General features: G+C 59.4%; 15 protein-coding genes. 13 read left to right on the forward strand and 2 right to left on the reverse strand.

The genetic code is table 11. The features are described from left to right. Positions 1-74: 74 nt before the first annotated feature. Complete coding sequence (locus KI613_RS06630; protein WP_226404426.1) at positions 75-584, reverse strand: C40 family peptidase; 510 nt, start codon at positions 582-584, stop codon at positions 75-77. A 119-nt stretch (positions 585-703) separates the two neighbouring features. On the opposite strand from KI613_RS06630, the gene KI613_RS06635 reads away from it, so the two are divergent. From KI613_RS06635 to KI613_RS06670, 8 genes are all read left to right on the forward strand, one after another. Further along, on the forward strand, positions 704-1,699 hold the full coding sequence (locus tag KI613_RS06635) for an oxidoreductase (protein WP_226404427.1): 996 nt from the start codon (positions 704-706) through the stop codon (positions 1,697-1,699). Position 1,700: 1 nt separating this feature from the next. Continuing rightward, positions 1,701-2,816 carry a GGDEF domain-containing response regulator gene (locus KI613_RS06640; protein WP_226404428.1) on the forward strand — a complete coding sequence of 372 codons (1,116 nt, stop codon included), beginning with the start codon at positions 1,701-1,703 and terminating at the stop codon, positions 2,814-2,816. Between the two features lie 48 nt (positions 2,817-2,864). Then, positions 2,865-4,757: a propionate--CoA ligase gene (locus KI613_RS06645; RefSeq protein WP_226404429.1), complete on the forward strand. Its 1,893-nt coding sequence runs from the start codon at positions 2,865-2,867 to the stop codon at positions 4,755-4,757. A 195-nt stretch (positions 4,758-4,952) separates the two neighbouring features. After that, a complete protein-coding gene (ppx, locus tag KI613_RS06650; protein WP_226404430.1) occupies positions 4,953-6,455 on the forward strand; it encodes an exopolyphosphatase in 1,503 nt (500 codons plus the stop codon). Beyond that, positions 6,452-7,552: an ABC transporter permease gene (locus tag KI613_RS06655; RefSeq protein ID WP_226404431.1), complete on the forward strand. Its 1,101-nt coding sequence runs from the start codon at positions 6,452-6,454 to the stop codon at positions 7,550-7,552. The genes ppx and KI613_RS06655 overlap by 4 nt, the downstream gene beginning before the upstream one ends. Positions 7,553-7,554: 2 nt before the next feature. After that, a complete protein-coding gene (locus tag KI613_RS06660) occupies positions 7,555-8,310 on the forward strand; it encodes an ABC transporter ATP-binding protein (protein ID WP_226404432.1) in 756 nt (251 codons plus the stop codon). A gap of 9 nt (positions 8,311-8,319) precedes the next feature. Continuing rightward, complete coding sequence (locus KI613_RS06665) at positions 8,320-9,246, forward strand: MlaD family protein (RefSeq protein WP_226404433.1); 927 nt, start codon at positions 8,320-8,322, stop codon at positions 9,244-9,246. Position 9,247: 1 nt separating this feature from the next. Continuing rightward, entirely contained in the window at positions 9,248-9,853 is a 606-nt protein-coding gene (locus tag KI613_RS06670; RefSeq protein WP_226404435.1) for an ABC-type transport auxiliary lipoprotein family protein, read from the forward strand. Here KI613_RS06670 and KI613_RS06675 read toward each other — a convergent pair. After that, positions 9,850-10,473 carry a TetR/AcrR family transcriptional regulator gene (locus tag KI613_RS06675; protein ID WP_226404437.1) on the reverse strand — a complete coding sequence of 208 codons (624 nt, stop codon included), beginning with the start codon at positions 10,471-10,473 and terminating at the stop codon, positions 9,850-9,852. The two genes, KI613_RS06670 and KI613_RS06675, sit on opposite strands and share 4 nt — an antisense overlap. 115 nt (positions 10,474-10,588) lie before the next feature. Between KI613_RS06675 and KI613_RS06680 the strand changes: the two genes are divergently transcribed. Genes KI613_RS06680 through KI613_RS06700 form a run of 5 tightly spaced genes read left to right on the forward strand, consistent with a single transcriptional unit; the run spans position 10,589 to position 16,539 of the window. Then, a complete protein-coding gene (locus tag KI613_RS06680; protein WP_226403432.1) occupies positions 10,589-11,338 on the forward strand; it encodes an electron transfer flavoprotein subunit beta/FixA family protein in 750 nt (249 codons plus the stop codon). Positions 11,339-11,340: 2 nt separating this feature from the next. Beyond that, complete coding sequence (locus KI613_RS06685) at positions 11,341-12,273, forward strand: electron transfer flavoprotein subunit alpha/FixB family protein (protein ID WP_226404439.1); 933 nt, start codon at positions 11,341-11,343, stop codon at positions 12,271-12,273. A 9-nt stretch (positions 12,274-12,282) separates the two neighbouring features. Next, positions 12,283-12,948, forward strand: coding sequence for an energy-coupling factor ABC transporter permease (locus KI613_RS06690; protein ID WP_226404440.1), 666 nt, complete (start codon positions 12,283-12,285; stop codon positions 12,946-12,948). Next, on the forward strand, positions 12,920-14,758 hold the full coding sequence (locus KI613_RS06695) for a type IV pilus assembly protein FimV (protein WP_226404441.1): 1,839 nt from the start codon (positions 12,920-12,922) through the stop codon (positions 14,756-14,758). The genes KI613_RS06690 and KI613_RS06695 overlap by 29 nt, the downstream gene beginning before the upstream one ends. Continuing rightward, positions 14,758-16,539, forward strand: coding sequence for an acyl-CoA dehydrogenase (locus tag KI613_RS06700; protein WP_226404442.1), 1,782 nt, complete (start codon positions 14,758-14,760; stop codon positions 16,537-16,539). Before KI613_RS06695 ends, KI613_RS06700 begins: the two co-directional genes overlap by 1 nt. Positions 16,540-16,651 lie beyond the last annotated feature (112 nt).

Genomic DNA, 16,651 nt, shown 5'->3' on the forward strand with positions numbered 1-16,651 from the left:
CGACTTGTAAATGAGAACGATTATCTTCTTGCGGCATAAAAAAAGCGGCATGCAAGCCGCTTCTGTTTTTCTGTTTAATTGCCTTCGAGTATTCGTCGCGCCCCGTTGTAGCGGGCCATCCAGTAGCTGCTATCCATGTTCTCGACGCGGACTTCGGCGCCGGTGCGGGGGGCGTGCAGGAAGTGGTTGTCGCCAAGATAAATGCCGACGTGCGAAAAAGTACGGCGCATGGTGTTGAAAAATACCAGATCGCCCGGTTTCAACTGGTTGGCGTCGACCTGCTGGCCAACTTCGCTCATTTCGCGTGCCGTCCGTGGCAGGCTGGCACCGATGCTGTCCTTGAAGACGAGGCGGACGAAACCGCTGCAATCGAGGCCGCTGCTTTCGTCATTGCCACCCCAGCGATAGCGCACGCCAACCAGCTTCAAGCCTTGCAGGATGACATCCTGAGCGGCGTTGGTGTAACGTTCAAAAAACGACTGTTGCTCATCGGGTTTGCGAATTGACTCTGCAGCCGAAGGCGCACCGATCCCGCCGAGGAGCAGCGAGGAAGCAAGCAGTAGCGAAACCAGTACTTTATGCATAGCTGCCGAATATATTTGAAAAGCAGTCGGCTGTAAAGGCGATGAAAATTCACCGGCTGCAACTATGTTCATCCTCCGTAATTATGAATACAATTTCCTTCCCGAGGCGTGAGGCAAACATGGATTCCTTCAAGGCACTGCTGATTGAAGAATGCGATGGCAAGGTAAGCAGTGGATTCGTTCAGATGGACGAAAGCCAGCTTGATGCCGGAACTGTCACGATCAAGGTTGCCTATTCAAGTATCAATTACAAGGATGCGCTGGCGGTAACGGGCGCTGGCAAGATCATTCGGCGTTTTCCCTGCGTCGGTGGCATCGATCTGTCCGGGACGGTCATCGAGAGCGCCGATGCGCGCTTCAAGCCGGGCGATCAGGTGATCGCTACCAGTTTTGATATCGGTGTTGCGCACCACGGTGGTTATGCCGAAATTGCCCGGGTGCCGGGCGACTGGGTGGTGCCCTTGCCGAGCGGCCTGTCACTTTATGATGCGATGGTGCTGGGCACTGCCGGGTTTACCGCGGCGCTTGCCATTGTTCGCATGGAAGAAAACGGTTTGCGCCCGAGCAAGGGGCCAGTCATCGTTACTGGCGCCACCGGTGGCGTCGGTAGCTTGGCCGTCGATATGCTGGCCAGGATTGGTTATCACGTGGTGGCGCTGACCGGCAAGGAGAGCGAAGCGGATTATTTGCGCGGCCTGGGGGCTGCCGAAGTTATGCTGCGCCAGAGTCTCGATCTGTCGAAGATCAGGCCGCTGGACCGGTCGCGTTGGGCGGGGGCGGTGGACAATCTCGGGGGAGATGTCCTGGCCTGGATTGCCAGCACCATGGAGCAGGGCGGCACCATTGCCAGCATCGGGCTGGCGGCCAGCATGTCGCTGAATACGACGGTGGCGCCTTTTATCCTGCGCGGCGTTTCCCTGCTCGGTGTTGATTCGGGTTACATCCGGGAGCCGTATCGGAGCGGGGTCTGGCAACGACTGGCCAGTGATTTGCGTCCGCCGCATCTGGCTACCATGTCGCGCCGGATTCCGTTTGACGATCTGCCGGCCACTTTCGGCGAATACATTGCCGGACGAGCCAAGGGGCGAGTCGTGGTGGAAATTGGCGGAGGCTGACGTGGCCGAGTTGCCGCGCATTCTGGTGGTTGATGACTCACGGGTGGTCAGGATATCGCTCATCCAGCATTTGAAGGGCCAATACGAAGTGCGCGAGGAGGGCGACGGCGAGGCGGCGTGGCAGACCTTGGTGCTCGATCACTCCATTCGCGCCGTGATTTCCGATCTCCAGATGCCGAAGCTGAATGGTTACGAGTTGCTGGAGCGCGTGCGCACTTCGAAACTGCGGCGTCTGCAACAGCTGCCGTTCATTCTGGTTTCCGGTGAAGAAACCGAGGAGGAGCGGGCCAAGGCCAAGGCGATGGGTGTTTCCGATTTTGTTACGAAGGGCGCGGGATGCACGGAGGTGTTGACCCGTCTCAATAACTTGCTGGTCCTGACCGACGCCCAGGAACACCTTGATGCCGGCCGCGAGCAGATGGTCCAGGATCCGGTCAGCGGTTTGTTTACCCGAAAATATCTGGAGTTGCAGGCGGCTCAGGCGATGTCGCATGCCAACCGGCATGGCGTTGAGGTCAGCGTGATGGTCCTTGGTTTCGACGGTTTCGCTGGTATGGGTGAGCGGCTCGGGGTGCAGGTTGCCGAGGAGGTTGGCAATCGCTTTGCCAGGATGCTGGCGGGCAAGATGCGCCAGGAAGATAGTCTCGGCCATTTTGGCGCCGGGCAGTTTGCGGTTGTTTCGCCGGGAACGGCGCCGGCTTTTTGCGCGACTTTTGCCGAGCGCGTGCGCGAGGCTGTCGAGGTGGCGCGTTTGTCGGTCCAAGGCCAGACCGTGGCCTTGACGGTCAGTATTGGCTTGGCCAGTGTGCCAACGGATTTGGTGACTTCGGCCGGGGCGTTGCTCGACCTGGCTGGTGAGCGCATGCATGCTGCCATGCGGGCGGGTGGAAACAGGACCGAGTCGGGCGGTGTGACGCCTGCTTCCCGGCCGATCTCCATCCACCATGCGCTGGAATTGCTGGCCGCCAATCGCTTGTCGCCGGTGATCCCGCACTTGCCTTCGCTGGCTGAGCGCTTGTTGCCATTGATGAGTTTGATGAATCGGGAATTGGGATTGTCTTTGCCGGTGGCAGAGATCGAACGTGTTTTGAGTGAACGGAAATCTCAAAAGAACTAGTCCGTTCTGTATTTTGTTGTGCAGGAAAACCTAGCTAGAGGGAGTTTTATGGCGACGTACAAGGAGTTTCACCAGTATTCCATTGAAAAACCGAACGAGTTCTGGACCGAACAGGCCCAACTCGTGGATTGGAAAGAGCCGTTCACCCAGGTGTGCGACTATTCCCGCCCGCCGTTTGCCAAATGGTTCGTCGGTGGCAAAACCAATCTGTGCTACAACGCGGTTGACCGTCACGCGGCCAAGCGTCCGGATGCCAATGCGCTGATTTTCGTATCGACCGAAACCGACGAAGAGAAGGTCTATTCCTTCGCCGAACTGCAGCGTGAAATTGAGCGCATGGCGGCGATCTACCAGAGTCTCGGCGTCAAGAAAGGCGACCGTGTCCTGATCTACATGCCGATGATCGCCCAGGCGACCTTCGCCATTCTCGCCGCAACCCGCATCGGCGCCATCCACTCGGTGGTCTTCGGTGGCTTTGCTTCCGGTTCGCTGGCTACCCGCATCGACGATGCCAAGCCAGTGCTGATCGTATCTGCCGACGCCGGCATGCGTGGCGGCAAGGCTGTGCCGTACAAGCATCTGCTCGATGAAGCCATCGATCTGGCCGAGCACAAGCCGGCCAAGGTGCTGATGATCGACCGTGGCCTGGACAAGGAATTCAACAAGGTTGCCGGACGCGATGTCGACTACGCCACCGAGCGCGCCAAGTTCATGGATGCCAAGGTGCCGTGCGAATGGCTGGAATCTTCTGAGCCGTCCTACATCCTTTACACCTCCGGGACGACTGGCAAGCCGAAGGGCGTGCAGCGCGATACCGGCGGTTACGCTGTGGCCCTGGCTTCTTCGATGAAGCACATCTACTGCGGTGGCGAGGGTGAAACCTTCTTCTCGACCTCCGATATCGGCTGGGTGGTCGGCCACTCGTACATCATCTACGGCCCGCTGATCGCCGGCATGGCCACCGTGATGTACGAAGGCACGCCGCTGCGTCCGGATGCCGGCATCTGGTGGCAGATCGTCGAGAAGTACAAGGTCACCGTGATGTTCTCGGCGCCGACGGCGGCTCGCGTGCTGAAGAAGCAGGACCCGGCCTTCATGCACAAGTACGACCTGTCGTCGCTCAAGCACATCTTCATGGCCGGCGAGCCGCTCGACCAGCCGACCCATGAGTGGTTCATGACCGAACTGCAGAAGCCGGTCATCGACAACTACTGGCAGACCGAAACGGGCTGGCCGATGCTGGCTGCCTTGCCGGGCGTCGAAAACACGCCGATCAAGTACGGTTCGCCGTCCTTCCCGGTCTACGGCTACAACCTGCAGATTTTCCGTGAAGACGGTTCGGTCTGCGGCGCCAATGAAAAGGGTATCGCCGCCGTCATCCCGCCGCTGCCGCCCGGCTGCCTGTCTACCGTCTGGGGACAGGATGACCGCTTTGTCAGCACCTACTTCACGCTGTTCAAGGAGCCGTTGGTTTATTCCTCCTACGACTGGGCGATCAAGGACGACGATGGTTACTTCACCATCCTCGGCCGTACCGACGACGTGATCAACGTCGCCGGTCACCGTTTGGGCACCCGTGAAATCGAGGAAGCCATCCAGAACCACCCGGCGATTGCCGAAGTGGCCGTGGTTGGCGTCGAAGACAAGCTCAAGGGCCAGGTGCCGATGGCTTTTGCCGTCGTCAAGGATGCTTCGAAGATTGCTACGCCCGAGCTGGTCAAGGCGCTGGAGAAGGAAGTGTTTGGTACGGTCGACAGCATTCTCGGTGCCATTGGTCGTCCGGCCCGCGTGCATTTCGTGACCGGTCTGCCCAAGACCCGTTCCGGCAAGATGCTGCGCCGCTCGCTGCAGGCGTTGGCCGAAGGCCGTGATCCGGGCGATCTGACGACCATCGACGATCCTTCGACGCTGGAGCAAATCAAGAACGCGCTGGCCAGCTAAGCGCCGACCTTGCCTGAGCAAGCCCGCCGACGAAAACCGGCGGGCTTTTTTACGCCTTGCCTTTCATTTTTGGCCATTTTTTCCGGTTGACCGTGGAGGTATGAGCTATGACGGCGTTTGCTCCGGCGTCACAATCCGTCTCGGTGGTGGGTGGTAGAATGCCCGCCAACTGAAGCTTCCTGTGGTTTTTGACAAATGATTTACGAAACCGTCGCCGCCGTTGATCTGGGCTCCAACAGCTTCCGTCTGCAGGTCGGGCGGGTGGTGGATAACCAGATTTACACGCTCGACTCCATGAAGGAGCCGGTTCGTCTGGCCTCCGGCCTGATGCCGGACAAGCGCCTCGATGCGCCGGCCCAGGCTCGTGCATTGGATGCGCTGCGCCGTTTTGGCGAACGATTGGGCGGGCTGGACAAGGGGGCGGTGCGGGCCGTGGCGACCAATACGCTGCGGGTGGCCAAGAACGCCTACGAATTCCTGCCGCTCGCCGAGGAGGCGCTCGGCTTCCCCATCGAAATCATCGCCGGTCGCGAAGAGGCTCGCCTGATCTACATCGGCGCCTCGCACTCCTTGCCGTCGGCGGCCCACAAGCGCCTGATTATCGACATCGGCGGCGGCTCGACCGAATTCATCATCGGCAAGCGCCATGAGCCGCAGCTCATGGAGTCGCTGTACATGGGCTGCGTCAGCTACACCTTGCGCTTTTTCCCGGATCGCCGGATCGACCGCAAGCGTCTGCGCGAGGCGCAGGTCGCGGCGGCCAAGGAAATCGAGCTGATCGCCGCCGATTATCAGCGCCTGGGCTGGAAGGAGGCCATTGGCTCCTCCGGTTCGGCGCGGGCGATTGCCGATGTGCTGGAACTGAACGGCCTGAATCCGAACAACGAAAGCGGCATCACGCGGATCGGGCTGGAAAAACTCTGCAACCTGCTCATCAAGGCCGGTTCGGCCGAAGCGCTCGATCTGCCGGGGGTCAAGGGCGACCGTCTGCCGGTTTTTCCGGGCGGAGTGGCCATCATGTCGGCGATTTTCGAAGAGCTTGATATCGAACGGATGTCCTACGCCGAAGGCGCCTTGCGCCTGGGCGTCCTTTACGACCTGCTCGGCCGCTTTCATCATCACGACATGCGGGACTCGACCGTGGCCCAGTTCCGCCGGCGTTATCAGGTCGAAGGCGACCAGGTCGAACGCGTCGAGGCGACCGCACTGTCGGCGTTGACCCAGTTGTTCGATGGCGTGCCGAGCGAGGCTGACGTCCAGTTCCTGTCGTGGGCCTGCCGCCTGCATGAAATCGGCATTTCCGTGGCGCACAACGCCTATCACAAGCATGGCGCCTACATCCTGACCTACGCTGACATGCCGGGCTTCTCCAAGAAGGATCAGGCGCGGCTGGCCATGGTGGTCCTCGGTCATCGCGGCAAACTTGAGAAGCTCGGGGCGATTCCTGCGGTCGACAGCGCCTGGGACCTGATTTTCTGCCTGCGCCTGGCTGTCCTGCTGCACCGTACGCGCGATGACCGGGCCATCCCGGCCTGGCGTGTCAGCCGGGGTGAAAACGGCTTTGTCATTGAAGTGCCCGCCGATTGGCTGGCGGCCAATCCGTGGACAGCCGCCGCCTTCGGCGAAGAAGCCGGCGTCTGGAAACAGCTTGGTCGGGACTACATCCTGCAGTCGAAACCGACGAGGAAAATCGCATGAGCCAATCCCCGAGCTTGCAAGTCGAGCCGGGGAGAGTGGTGCTGTCCGGTTGCTGGACGCTGGCCGAAATGCTGCCGCAAATGGCGACTTTGCAGGCGAATCTGGCGGCTTGTTCAAGCAGCATCGAACATTGGGATTTGTCGGCCGTAAGGCGACTCGATAGTGCCGCCGCCGTGCTGCTGTGGCGCACCTGGGGGGCAAAGTGGCCGGCCGGCCTGGTTGCTGGCGAACTGCATCGGCAGGTGCTTGAGCGGGTGGCCGAATTGCCCCGCGAGATCCCCGAGCAGGCCAGGCCGAGAGTGCGCTTCCCTGAATGGATAGGCGCCTTGCTGCTCAAGGCGCTGGGCAACTTGCGCGGCATGATTGCCTTGTTCGGCCAGTTGCTGCTCGATGTGGCCTATCTCTTCCGTCATCCGCAGGATGTGCCTTGGAAGGAAATTACCGCCAATGTTTATAAGTCCGGGGCGCAGGCGCTGGCGGTCACGGCGTTGGTCGGCTTTCTGATCGGGGTGACGATCAGTTATCTCTCGGCGCTGCAGCTCAAGAGCTTTGGCGCCGACCTGTTCATTGTCAATATCCTCGGCATCTCGATCATCCGCGAACTGGGGCCGGTGCTCGTCGCCGTGCTGGTGGCTGGCCGTTCCGGTTCGGCGATGACGGCGCAGATCGGCGTGATGCGGGTCACCGAGGAAATCGACGTGCTGTCGACGATGGGTATTTCGCGCAGCATTCGTGTCGTTTTACCCAAAATTTTCGGGTTGACCGTAGCAATGCCCCTGCTCGTGCTGTGGACCTCGGCCGTGGCGCTTTTTGGCGGCATGCTGGCGGCGCTCCTCCAGCTTGACCTTTCTCTCGTCTATTTTCTCGACAACCTGCCACGGGCCGTGCCGGTATCCAATCTCGTCATCGGCCTGAGCAAGGGCATCGTGTTCGGTTTCGTCATCGCCGTCGTGGCCTGCCACTTCGGCCTGCACGTCAAACCCAATACCGAGAGCCTGTCGGCCAACACGACCAGCGCCGTGGTGACGGCGATTACCACGGTCATCCTCTTCGATGCAATTTTCGCCGTGTTCACCCGGAATATCGGTGTGCCTTAGCCATGAGCCAGTCACCCGTCATTGAGCTGAATGGCGTCTGCGCCAGTTTTCGTGGCCGGGCGGTTCACCGCGATCTTTCGCTGCGTGTCGAGGAGGGCCAGATCGTCGGTTTGCTCGGTGGCTCGGGCAGCGGCAAGACCACCTTGTTGCGCGAAATTCTCGGCCTGTTGCGGCCGGATTCCGGCAGCGTCCGCCTGTTTGGCGTCGATCTCAACGACCCCAATGTCGAGATGCAGCGCAATCTCCGTCGCCGTCTCGGCATGCTGTTCCAGCACGGCGCCCTGTTTTCAGCCCTGTCGGTCTTCGACAACATTGCCTTTCCGCTGCGTGAGCTACGCTGTCTCGACGCCGACTGGATTCGCCGCCTGGTCCATCTCAAGCTGGCGATGGTCGGGCTGGAACCGGATCACGGCAAACTGATGCCGGCCGAACTGTCGGGCGGCATGGTCAAGCGTGTTGCCCTGGCCCGCGCCCTGGCGCTGGAGCCCGAACTGTTGCTGCTCGACGAGCCGACGGCCGGCCTTGATCCCGATCGCAGCCAGAATTTCGTCGAGCTCGTCGGCGACCTGCAGCGCGAGCTTGGCCTGACCGTGGTCATGGTCACCCACGACCTCAATACCCTGGCCGGGCTGGCCACCCATGTCGCCGTGCTGGCCGATCAGCACATCATTGCCTTTGGCCCGAAAGCCGAGGTCATGACGGTCGATCATCCTTTTGTTACCGGCTTTTTTGGCGCAGACCGCCGGAAGCTGCTTTAATTGGCATCCATGGAAAACAAGTCATACGCCTTCGCTGCCGGTCTCTTTGCGCTACTCCTCGGAGCGGCCGCTTTGCTGGCCGTGTATTGGCTGAGCGACAGCAAGGACTCGGAGCATGAATACATCGTCGTTACCAAGCAGAATATCGGCGGCCTGAACCCGCAGGCGCAGGTCCGCTATCGCGGCATCCGGGTCGGCAAGGTCAGCGATATCCGCCTTGATCCCGAGGACTACAGCAACATTCTGGTGACCATCTCGGTCAATGAAGATGTGCCGCTGACCAAAGGGACCGTGGCCAAACTGAACTATCAGGGGGTGACCGGCCTGGCCCATATCCTCCTGCTGGAAACCGGCAAGGATAGCGAACCGCTGGCGCCAGATGACGAACACCCACCACGCATCACGATGATTCCGTCCTTGCTCGAAGAATTGGGTGAAACCGGCATGGCGACGCTCAAGCAGGCGCGTCAACTGATGGCGAGCGCCAACGCCACGCTGGACGACGAAAACCGCGCGCTTCTGAAGGCTACGCTGGTCAATCTCGAAGCGGCTTCAGGCAACATGAAACCGGTTCTCGAAAACCTCAATACGACCCTGCTACAGGTCAAGAAGCTGCTCGACGACCGAACAATCCGGAATCTGTCGCAGGCCGCCGGTGAGGTTCAGCCCCTGCTGGCTGATACCCGCGTCCTGATCGGCAAGATGCAGGTGGCGACCGACAAGCTCGATGTAGCGATCGGTGACGCTTCGGCCGGCGGAACCTCGGCTCTCATGCCGCGTCTCAACGAACTCGCCACCGACTTCTCGCTCACTTCGCGTCAGTTGAGCCGCGTCCTGCGCGTTCTCGAAGATACGCCGCAAGGCCTGGTCTTCGGCGCGCCCGCCCAGGAGCCCGGTCCAGGCGAGGCCGGTTTCAACCCAGCCGGGGGGAGATAAGATGCGCTGGCTGATCACCTTGTTGTTTTGCTGCCTGCTTTCAGCCTGTTTTACGGCGGGCAAGCGCGGCGGCGATAGTCCTCTGGCGATCTATGATTTCGGCACGGCTCCGGCCAGCCTGCTGGCGACGCCACGCAAACAGCCCCTGGCGCTCGAGGTACGGGCGCCGCTGTGGTTCGACTCGCAGGGCATCGATTATCGGCTGGCCTATGTTGACGCCGCCCGCTTGCGCGAGTACGCCCGGGCGCGCTGGGCCGGACCGCCGGCGCAGATGATCCAGCAGCGACTGATCCAGCAACTTGACTATGCAATATCCGGGCAGGGTCAGGCTCGTTGTGTCGTGCGTGTTGAAATTACCGAGTTCAGCCAGTTGTTCGTCAGCCCGGAAGGCAGCAAGGGCGTGTTGCAAGGACGCGTCGTTTTGCTCGACCAGTCGCGCCGCCAGGTGGCCGCGCTCGATTTGAGAATCGAAAAAGCAGCTTCGAGCCAGGATGCGCGCGGTGGCGTTGCTGCCTTGTCGGCTGCCGTTGAGCAATTGGCTGCTGATTTGCTGGCCTGGGAAAAGGCGCTGAACGCGGGCGGAAACGCCGGCGTTTGTTCCAGCTAGCTGGAAATGATGCGCTCGGCGATGCGCTGTTTGAGATCGGCCAGATTGTCGTCGAAGTGCGTGTAATGCATGAGCGACAGGCCGAATACGCAGGCATACAACAACAGGCTGCGGCTCTTGGCCTCGGCATCCGACATGCCGGCCGCAACGAACAGTTTACGCGTGCATTCCAGGCGATAGAGGTCCACTGATTCAACAACTGCTGCCGCCTGCGGATCATGTCGCGCCCAGTCGCGAACAGCCAGTTCGATCGACATGCCCTTGCGGTTCCGGCTGGCCCCATACACCTCAATGGCATAGTGCAATTGCTGGCTTTCTTGTCCTGCAGCCACGGAGGTGGTCTTTTCGATGTCGCGGATGCGCCCGACTTTCCATTGCTCAAGCACGGCATCGAGCAGCGCCTGTCGGTCCTTGAAATGCCAGTAGAAGCTGCCTTTGGTAACACCGCAACGCTTGGCCAGCACTTCGACACGCAAACCGCTGATCCCTTCGCGGGCGAGCACGTCGATAGCCTCATCCACCCAGCGTTCCGGGTCGAGTTGGGTGCGTGCGACGGCAGCGCGCTTGCGAGGTTTGACTGATGAGGATTTAATCAAGGGCTTGACAGGTTTGTTTTCCATACGCTACCGTATGCTTTTCCATACGACACAGTATGGTCATTGTGCTGATTGAGTGATCGTCTGTCAAACAGGCGACAGTAATTCAAAAAATTGAACCGAGTAAAAGGAGAAGCGTGTGAAGATTCTCGTACCCGTAAAACGAGTCGTTGATTACAACGTCAAGGTCCGCGTCAAGGCCGATGGCACCGGCGTAGACCTGGCCAACGTCAAGATGAGCATGAACCCCTTCGACGAAATCGCCATCGAAGAAGCCGTGCGCCTCAAAGAAGCCGGCATCGCGACGGAAGTCATTGCCGTCTCCTGCGGCGTCGCCGCCTGCCAGGAAACCCTGCGCACCGCCATGGCCATCGGTGCCGACCGCGGCATCCTCGTCGAAACCGATGTCGAACTCCAGCCACTGGCTGTCGCCAAGCTCTTGAAGGCCCTCTGCGACAAGGAACAACCGCAACTCGTCATCTGCGGCAAACAAGCCATCGACGACGACGCCAACCAGACCGGGCAGATGCTTGCCGCCCTGCAAGCCTGGCCGCAAGCCACCTTCGCCTCCAAAGTCGTCATCGCCAATGGCAAAGCCACCGTCACCCGCGAAATCGACGGCGGCCTCGAAACCCTCGAAATCACCCTGCCGGCTGTCGTCAGTACCGACCTGCGCCTCAACGAACCGCGCTACGCCACGCTCCCCAACATCATGAAAGCCAAGAAAAAGCCGCTCGACACCGTCAAGCCGGCCGACCTTGGCGTCGACGTCACGCCGCGCCTGACCACCCTCAAGGTCGCCGAACCCGCCAAGCGCAGTGCCGGCATCCGGGTCGCCGACGTCGCCGAACTGGTCAACAAACTCAAGAACGAAGCCAAGGTGATCTGATCATGACCATTCTCGTTATCGCCGAACACGACCACCAACAGCTAAAAGCTGCCACCCTCAACACCGTCGCTGCTGCAGTGAAAATCGGTGGCGACATCCACGTCCTCGTCGCCGGCACCAACTGTGCGGCCGCCGCCCAGGAAGCCGCCACCCTCAGCGGTGTCAGCACCGTCAAGGTCGCCGATGCTGCCCACTACCAGAGCCAGACCGCCGAGAACCTGACCGCGCTGATCATTGCCCACGTCGCGGGCTACAGCCACATCCTCGCCCCGGCCACCACCTTCGGCAAGAACCTCATGCCGCGCGTTGCCGCCTTGCTCGATGTCGCACAGATCTCCGAAATCACCGGTGTCGACAGCCCGGACACCTTCGTCCGCCCGATCTACGCCGGGAATGCCCTGGCCACCGTGCAGAGCGCTGACAAGGTCAAAGTCATCACCGTCCGCACGACAGCATTTGATGCGGTCAACCGGGAAAATGCCGCAAAAATCGAAAGCATCAGTCCGGCCGCCGATACCGCCCAAAGCACCCTGACCCACCGCGAACTGACCAAGTCCGAGCGGCCCGAACTCGGCGCCGCCAAGATCATCGTCTCTGGTGGGAGAGGACTGGGCAGTGGCGAGAACTACCACAAGCTCCTCGAACCGCTCGCCGACAAGCTCGGTGCCGCCCTTGGCGCCTCCCGCGCCGCCGTCGATGCCGGCTTCGTCCCGAATGATTACCAGGTCGGCCAGACCGGCAAGATCGTCGCCCCACAGCTCTACATCGCAGTTGGCATCTCGGGTGCTATCCAGCATCTGGCCGGCATGAAGGAGTCGAAAGTCATCGTCGCCATCAACAAGGATCCCGATGCACCGATCTTTCAGGTGGCGGATTACGGCTTGGTCGGCGATTTGTTCGAAGTGGTGCCGCAACTGGTTGGAGCTGTCGGCTAGAATAACCATGTGAATCTGACAGATACCTTGATGGGCGAAGGATGGTACTGGGCGGCATGGATCGCCTGGATACTGTTTTTCGCCCATAGTCTTTGGCGGGCCCCATGGGGGCGACTCAAGGACTCCGAGTTGTTCAATGTGTGGCTCGGGATGATTGTTTTGCTTACCCTCGTCTGGAGTCTCAAGGCTGGCGTCAAGCCAGGCCTGACTTTCCACTTGTTGGGGGCGACGGTTTTTACGCTGAGTTTCGGCCCTCATCTGGCCTTTGTCGGGCTTTCGCTGGTGACGCTCGGCATTACCCTGAATGGCGCTGCCGGGCCGTTTGCCTATGCGGCAAATGCTTTGCTGTTAGCCGGCCTGAGTGTCGTGCTGAGTCAGTTTTGCTTCCGCATTTTTTGCCGCGTGTTGCCCAGACATTTCTTTGTCTACATCTTTGTAAACGGCTTTCTCGGTGCTGCGCTGACGATTATTGGTGTCGGTTTCGGTGCAACAGTACTGCTGGTAACGGTTGGCGCCTATGAATGGGACTATCTGATCAGCGAGTATTTTCCCTATTTTGTGCTGCTTGCCTTCTCGGAAGCGTGGTTGTCCGGGATGTTGATGACTTTGTTCGTTGTTTACCGGCCTGAATGGGTTGTCAGCTTCGATGATTCAAGTTATCTGGCCGGGAAATAACAGCTACAATTCCAATAATTTAATGTCATTTGGAGCTCTGTCTTTGAATTGCTTTGCTCGTCGCTATTCTTTGCCGGTTTTGATGCTTGCCTTGTCGGGGGCGGTGTCGGCGGTAGGCTTGGGCGATTTGCGCGGTCAGCCAGTTCTGGGCGAGCGGATGCAGTTGGAAATCGATCTTCTGGGGGCAGAAAAACAGAAGCTTGATCCGAGTTGTTTCCGCATTGTGCAGCCATCCGGGGCAGGCGATCTGCCATGGCTCAAAAAAGGCAGTTTGAGCGTACGCAAAGGTGCTCAGCCTATTCTCGAAATTCGCTCAGATGTACCGTTGCGTGAACCGATCATGCAATTGGCAGTACAACTGGGTTGTGGGCATGAAATATCCCGTGAGTATATTCTTATGGCGTCACCGCAGATTGGTGATCAGCCAGTGGTCAGGGAACGCCGTCTGCCCGAAGAAGGATTGCCTGCCGATAGGCCACAAGTTCGGCCGCCAGCCAGGGTTCGTTCCATAGCGCCCGCGGCGGCCGATGCGCCGCCCAAATGGCCGACCAGGCGAGCCGAAAAGCGGCTAGCGACCAGTGGAATGCCTGACCGCCTGATGTTGTCGGATGGTGACTTCGCCGCTGAGCCATCGTTGCGTTTGGCCACTGAGCTATTCCGTGGTGCCGCGGAGATCAAGGAGACGCAGCGCGAGATATTGCGTCTTGAGTATCGGATGTTGATGGCCATGCATGAGCAGGCCACGTCTCAAATGGCGACTGCCGAGAAGCTGCGCAACATGGAAGGTACGCTGGGTGAGCTTCAGCAGCGTGCTGCTGAATTCGCCAAACGCGTGGAGGCAAACGGTGCTGTGCCGGTTGCCGGCTCTTCGGTGTCCGACGCTCCGAATGCACAGCAGCCAACTTCCACTGCGCCTTCGTCATCTGGAAATGAGCCTGCCAAGCCGCAGCCTCCAGTGGCCGAAGAGACCTCTGGTTTGTCTGAGTGGACACTGTATGGGGTATTGCTTGGATCGGCTCTCGGGCTAGCTGCATGGCTGGGTTGGAGAAACTATCGTCAGAAGAGTCCGGGGAGTACGGATAGCGAGCCTTCGATTGATGTCCCGGAACTGACGGTTGACCCGAAGCGCGCCAATGAGCACGAGGAACTCGGTGGTGTCGACCTTCACTTCGAGCCGGTAGCCATGGGCATGCCGATGCAGGTGGATGTCGAGCTTGATGCCGGGAGTGAAAGCGTCTCCCCGCGCCCGGAAACTCCGGCGAAGGCGCCAGAGCGTGGCAACGATTCCCTGATGTCTATCAGTGCGACGACGCTGGATGAGCATTTTGAAGCTAATCCAGTCATGGAGCTGGCTGAGATCATGCTCTCCTTTGGTCGCGTCAAGGGGGCTGCTCAGGCCTTGCAGGAATACATTGATCACAATCCGCAGGAGGCGCTCCAGCCGTGGATCCGCTTGATGGATGTATACCGGATGGCCGGCATGCGTACCGAATTTGAAAACGTCGCCCGCAACCTCAACCAGCATTTCAATGTTGAGGTTCAGAGTTGGGATGAGGCTTCGGCGGGGGAGGGAGCATCTGCGGAAAGCGCGCGCCCTGTTGCCCCGCGGCCGCAGTCTCTGGAAGATCTGCCTCGTCTCGTGAATACGATTGTCGATCTCTGGAATTCAGGGGATGTCGTCGGCTACATGTACCAGTTGTTGCGCGACAACCGCGGCGGTCAGCGTACGGGCTTTGCCTTGCCGGTCGTCGAGGATGTGCTGTTCCTGATTGAGCTTAAAGAAACCGCTAACCGTATGGAATCCGTCTGATGAGTGAATATCTTGCCCCGCTGAAAGAAATGCGTTTTGTTATGCAGGAACTGGCTGGCCTTGATCAGGTGGTTGATCTGCCAGGTTGCGAAGAGGCTTCCTCTGATGTTGTTGATGCCATTCTGGAAGAGGCAGCCCGGTTCTCTGGTGAAGTGCTTTCGCCATTGAACAGGGTTGGTGACAGGGATGGCGCCAAGTGGAAAGATACCGTTGTTACGACGTCGCCCGGCTTCAAGGAAGCCTATCGCCAGTTCGTCGACAACGGTTGGAATGGTCTGGGTTGCGACCCGGAGTTTGGCGGACAGGGTTTGCCAAAGCTATTGTCAACAGCGGTCAGCGAAATGTGGAAGGCCGCCAATCACGCCTTTTCGCTGTGTCCGATGTTGACGCAGGGGGCTATCGAGGCGCTGATGATTGCCGGGACCGATGAGCAGAAAGCGGCTTATCTGCCAAACCTGGTTTCAGGTGACTGGACAGGCACGATGAACCTGACCGAGCCCTCGGCGGGTTCCGACCTAGCGGCAGTGCGTTCACGCGCCGAACCTATAGGTGACGGAACGTACAGGATTTTCGGCCAGAAGATTTTTATCACTTACGGTGAGCACGACATGACGGACAACATCGTCCATCTCGTGTTGGCGCGAACCCCGAATGCGCCTGAGGGCGTCAAGGGTATTTCTCTATTCGTTGTGCCCAAGTTCCTGCTCAAGGCTGACGGCACGCCCGGTGAGCGCAACGATGTTTATTGCGTTTCGATTGAACACAAGTTGGGGATTCACGGGAGTCCCACGGCGGTGCTGGCCTTTGGCGACAAGGGAGGTGCGATCGGCACGCTGGTTGGTGAAGAAAACCGTGGCCTCGAATACATGTTCATTATGATGAACGCGGCACGCTTCAATGTCGGTCTCGAAGGGCTGGGCGATGCTGAGCGCGCCTATCAGCGTGCTGTCGTCTATGCCAAGGAGCGTGTTCAGGGCACGGAAGTCGGTGTCCGCGGTGGGCCGAAGGTGCCGATCATCAAGCATCCAGATGTGCGCCGCATGCTGTTGTCCATGCGCGCCCGTATTGAGGCGATGCGGGCGCTGGCCTATGTGACGGCCGCCGCGCTGGACAACGCACATGGCAACCCGGATGACGTTGCCCGCGAAAAAGCCAGAGCTTTTGCCGATCTGTTGATTCCGGTCGTCAAGGGGTGGTGTACCGAAAGTGCCATCGATATCGCCTCGCTGGGCGTGCAAGTCCATGGCGGCATGGGCTATATCGAGGAAACGGGTGCCGCCCAGCATTTGCGCGACGCACGTATTGCTGCCATTTACGAGGGAACGACGGCTATTCAGGCGAATGACCTGATTGGGCGCAAGATTGCCCGCGAAAAAGGCGTAACGGTTATGGCTGTTATTGCTGATATGCGATCAGCGGCAGCGCAACTTGATGGTGACCTTGGGGTTATTGGTGCCCGTCAGAATGCTGCGGTCGACGCGCTGGAAAAGGCTGTTTCCTGGATCGTTGCCAATTTCTCTACGGATCCCAAGGCGGCACATGCCGGGGCTGTTCCTTTTCTTTACCTGTTCGGTATCGTGGCGGGTGGCTGGCAGATGGGGCGTGCTGCGGTTATCGCACGCAGTAAGATTGCTGCTGGAGAGTCAGATCCTTTCTGGGCGGCGAAACTGGCAACGACAAGGTTTTATGCCGATCATTTCCTGACTCAGGCCTCAGGTCTGGCCGAGTCAGTGATTTCAGGCGCAACAGGGGCATTGGAACTGGCTGACGATAGCTTCTAATAATCAGTCCCTTGTTTTCGCCAAAAGCCCATGATTGCTGATATAATCATGGGCTTTTCAACCTTGCCCTACCGCACCCGCATGGTGGAGGGTTTATCCCAAAAGGAGATTG

It is taken from the genome of Ferribacterium limneticum, from assembly GCF_020510585.1.
Classification (GTDB): Bacteria; Pseudomonadota; Gammaproteobacteria; order Burkholderiales; family Rhodocyclaceae; genus Azonexus.

Bases quoted from the DNA above. Each gene is read 5' to 3' on its own strand.
- KI613_RS06685 (WP_226404439.1), top strand. From the start codon at position 11,341: ATGACCATTCTCGTTATCGCCGAACACGACCACCAACAGCTAAAAGCT.
- KI613_RS06655 (WP_226404431.1), top strand. From the start codon at position 6,452: ATGAGCCAATCCCCGAGCTTGCAAGTCGAGCCGGGGAGAGTGGTGCTG.
- KI613_RS06635 (WP_226404427.1), top strand. From the start codon at position 704: ATGGATTCCTTCAAGGCACTGCTGATTGAAGAATGCGATGGCAAGGTA.
- KI613_RS06665 (WP_226404433.1), top strand. From the start codon at position 8,320: ATGGAAAACAAGTCATACGCCTTCGCTGCCGGTCTCTTTGCGCTACTC.
- KI613_RS06670 (WP_226404435.1), top strand. From the start codon at position 9,248: ATGCGCTGGCTGATCACCTTGTTGTTTTGCTGCCTGCTTTCAGCCTGT.
- KI613_RS06695 (WP_226404441.1), top strand. From the start codon at position 12,920: ATGATTCAAGTTATCTGGCCGGGAAATAACAGCTACAATTCCAATAAT.
- ppx (WP_226404430.1), top strand. From the start codon at position 4,953: ATGATTTACGAAACCGTCGCCGCCGTTGATCTGGGCTCCAACAGCTTC.
- KI613_RS06675 (WP_226404437.1), bottom strand. From the start codon at position 10,473: ATGGAAAACAAACCTGTCAAGCCCTTGATTAAATCCTCATCAGTCAAA.
- KI613_RS06660 (WP_226404432.1), top strand. From the start codon at position 7,555: ATGAGCCAGTCACCCGTCATTGAGCTGAATGGCGTCTGCGCCAGTTTT.
- KI613_RS06700 (WP_226404442.1), top strand. From the start codon at position 14,758: ATGAGTGAATATCTTGCCCCGCTGAAAGAAATGCGTTTTGTTATGCAG.
- KI613_RS06630 (WP_226404426.1), bottom strand. From the start codon at position 584: ATGCATAAAGTACTGGTTTCGCTACTGCTTGCTTCCTCGCTGCTCCTC.
- KI613_RS06645 (WP_226404429.1), top strand. From the start codon at position 2,865: ATGGCGACGTACAAGGAGTTTCACCAGTATTCCATTGAAAAACCGAAC.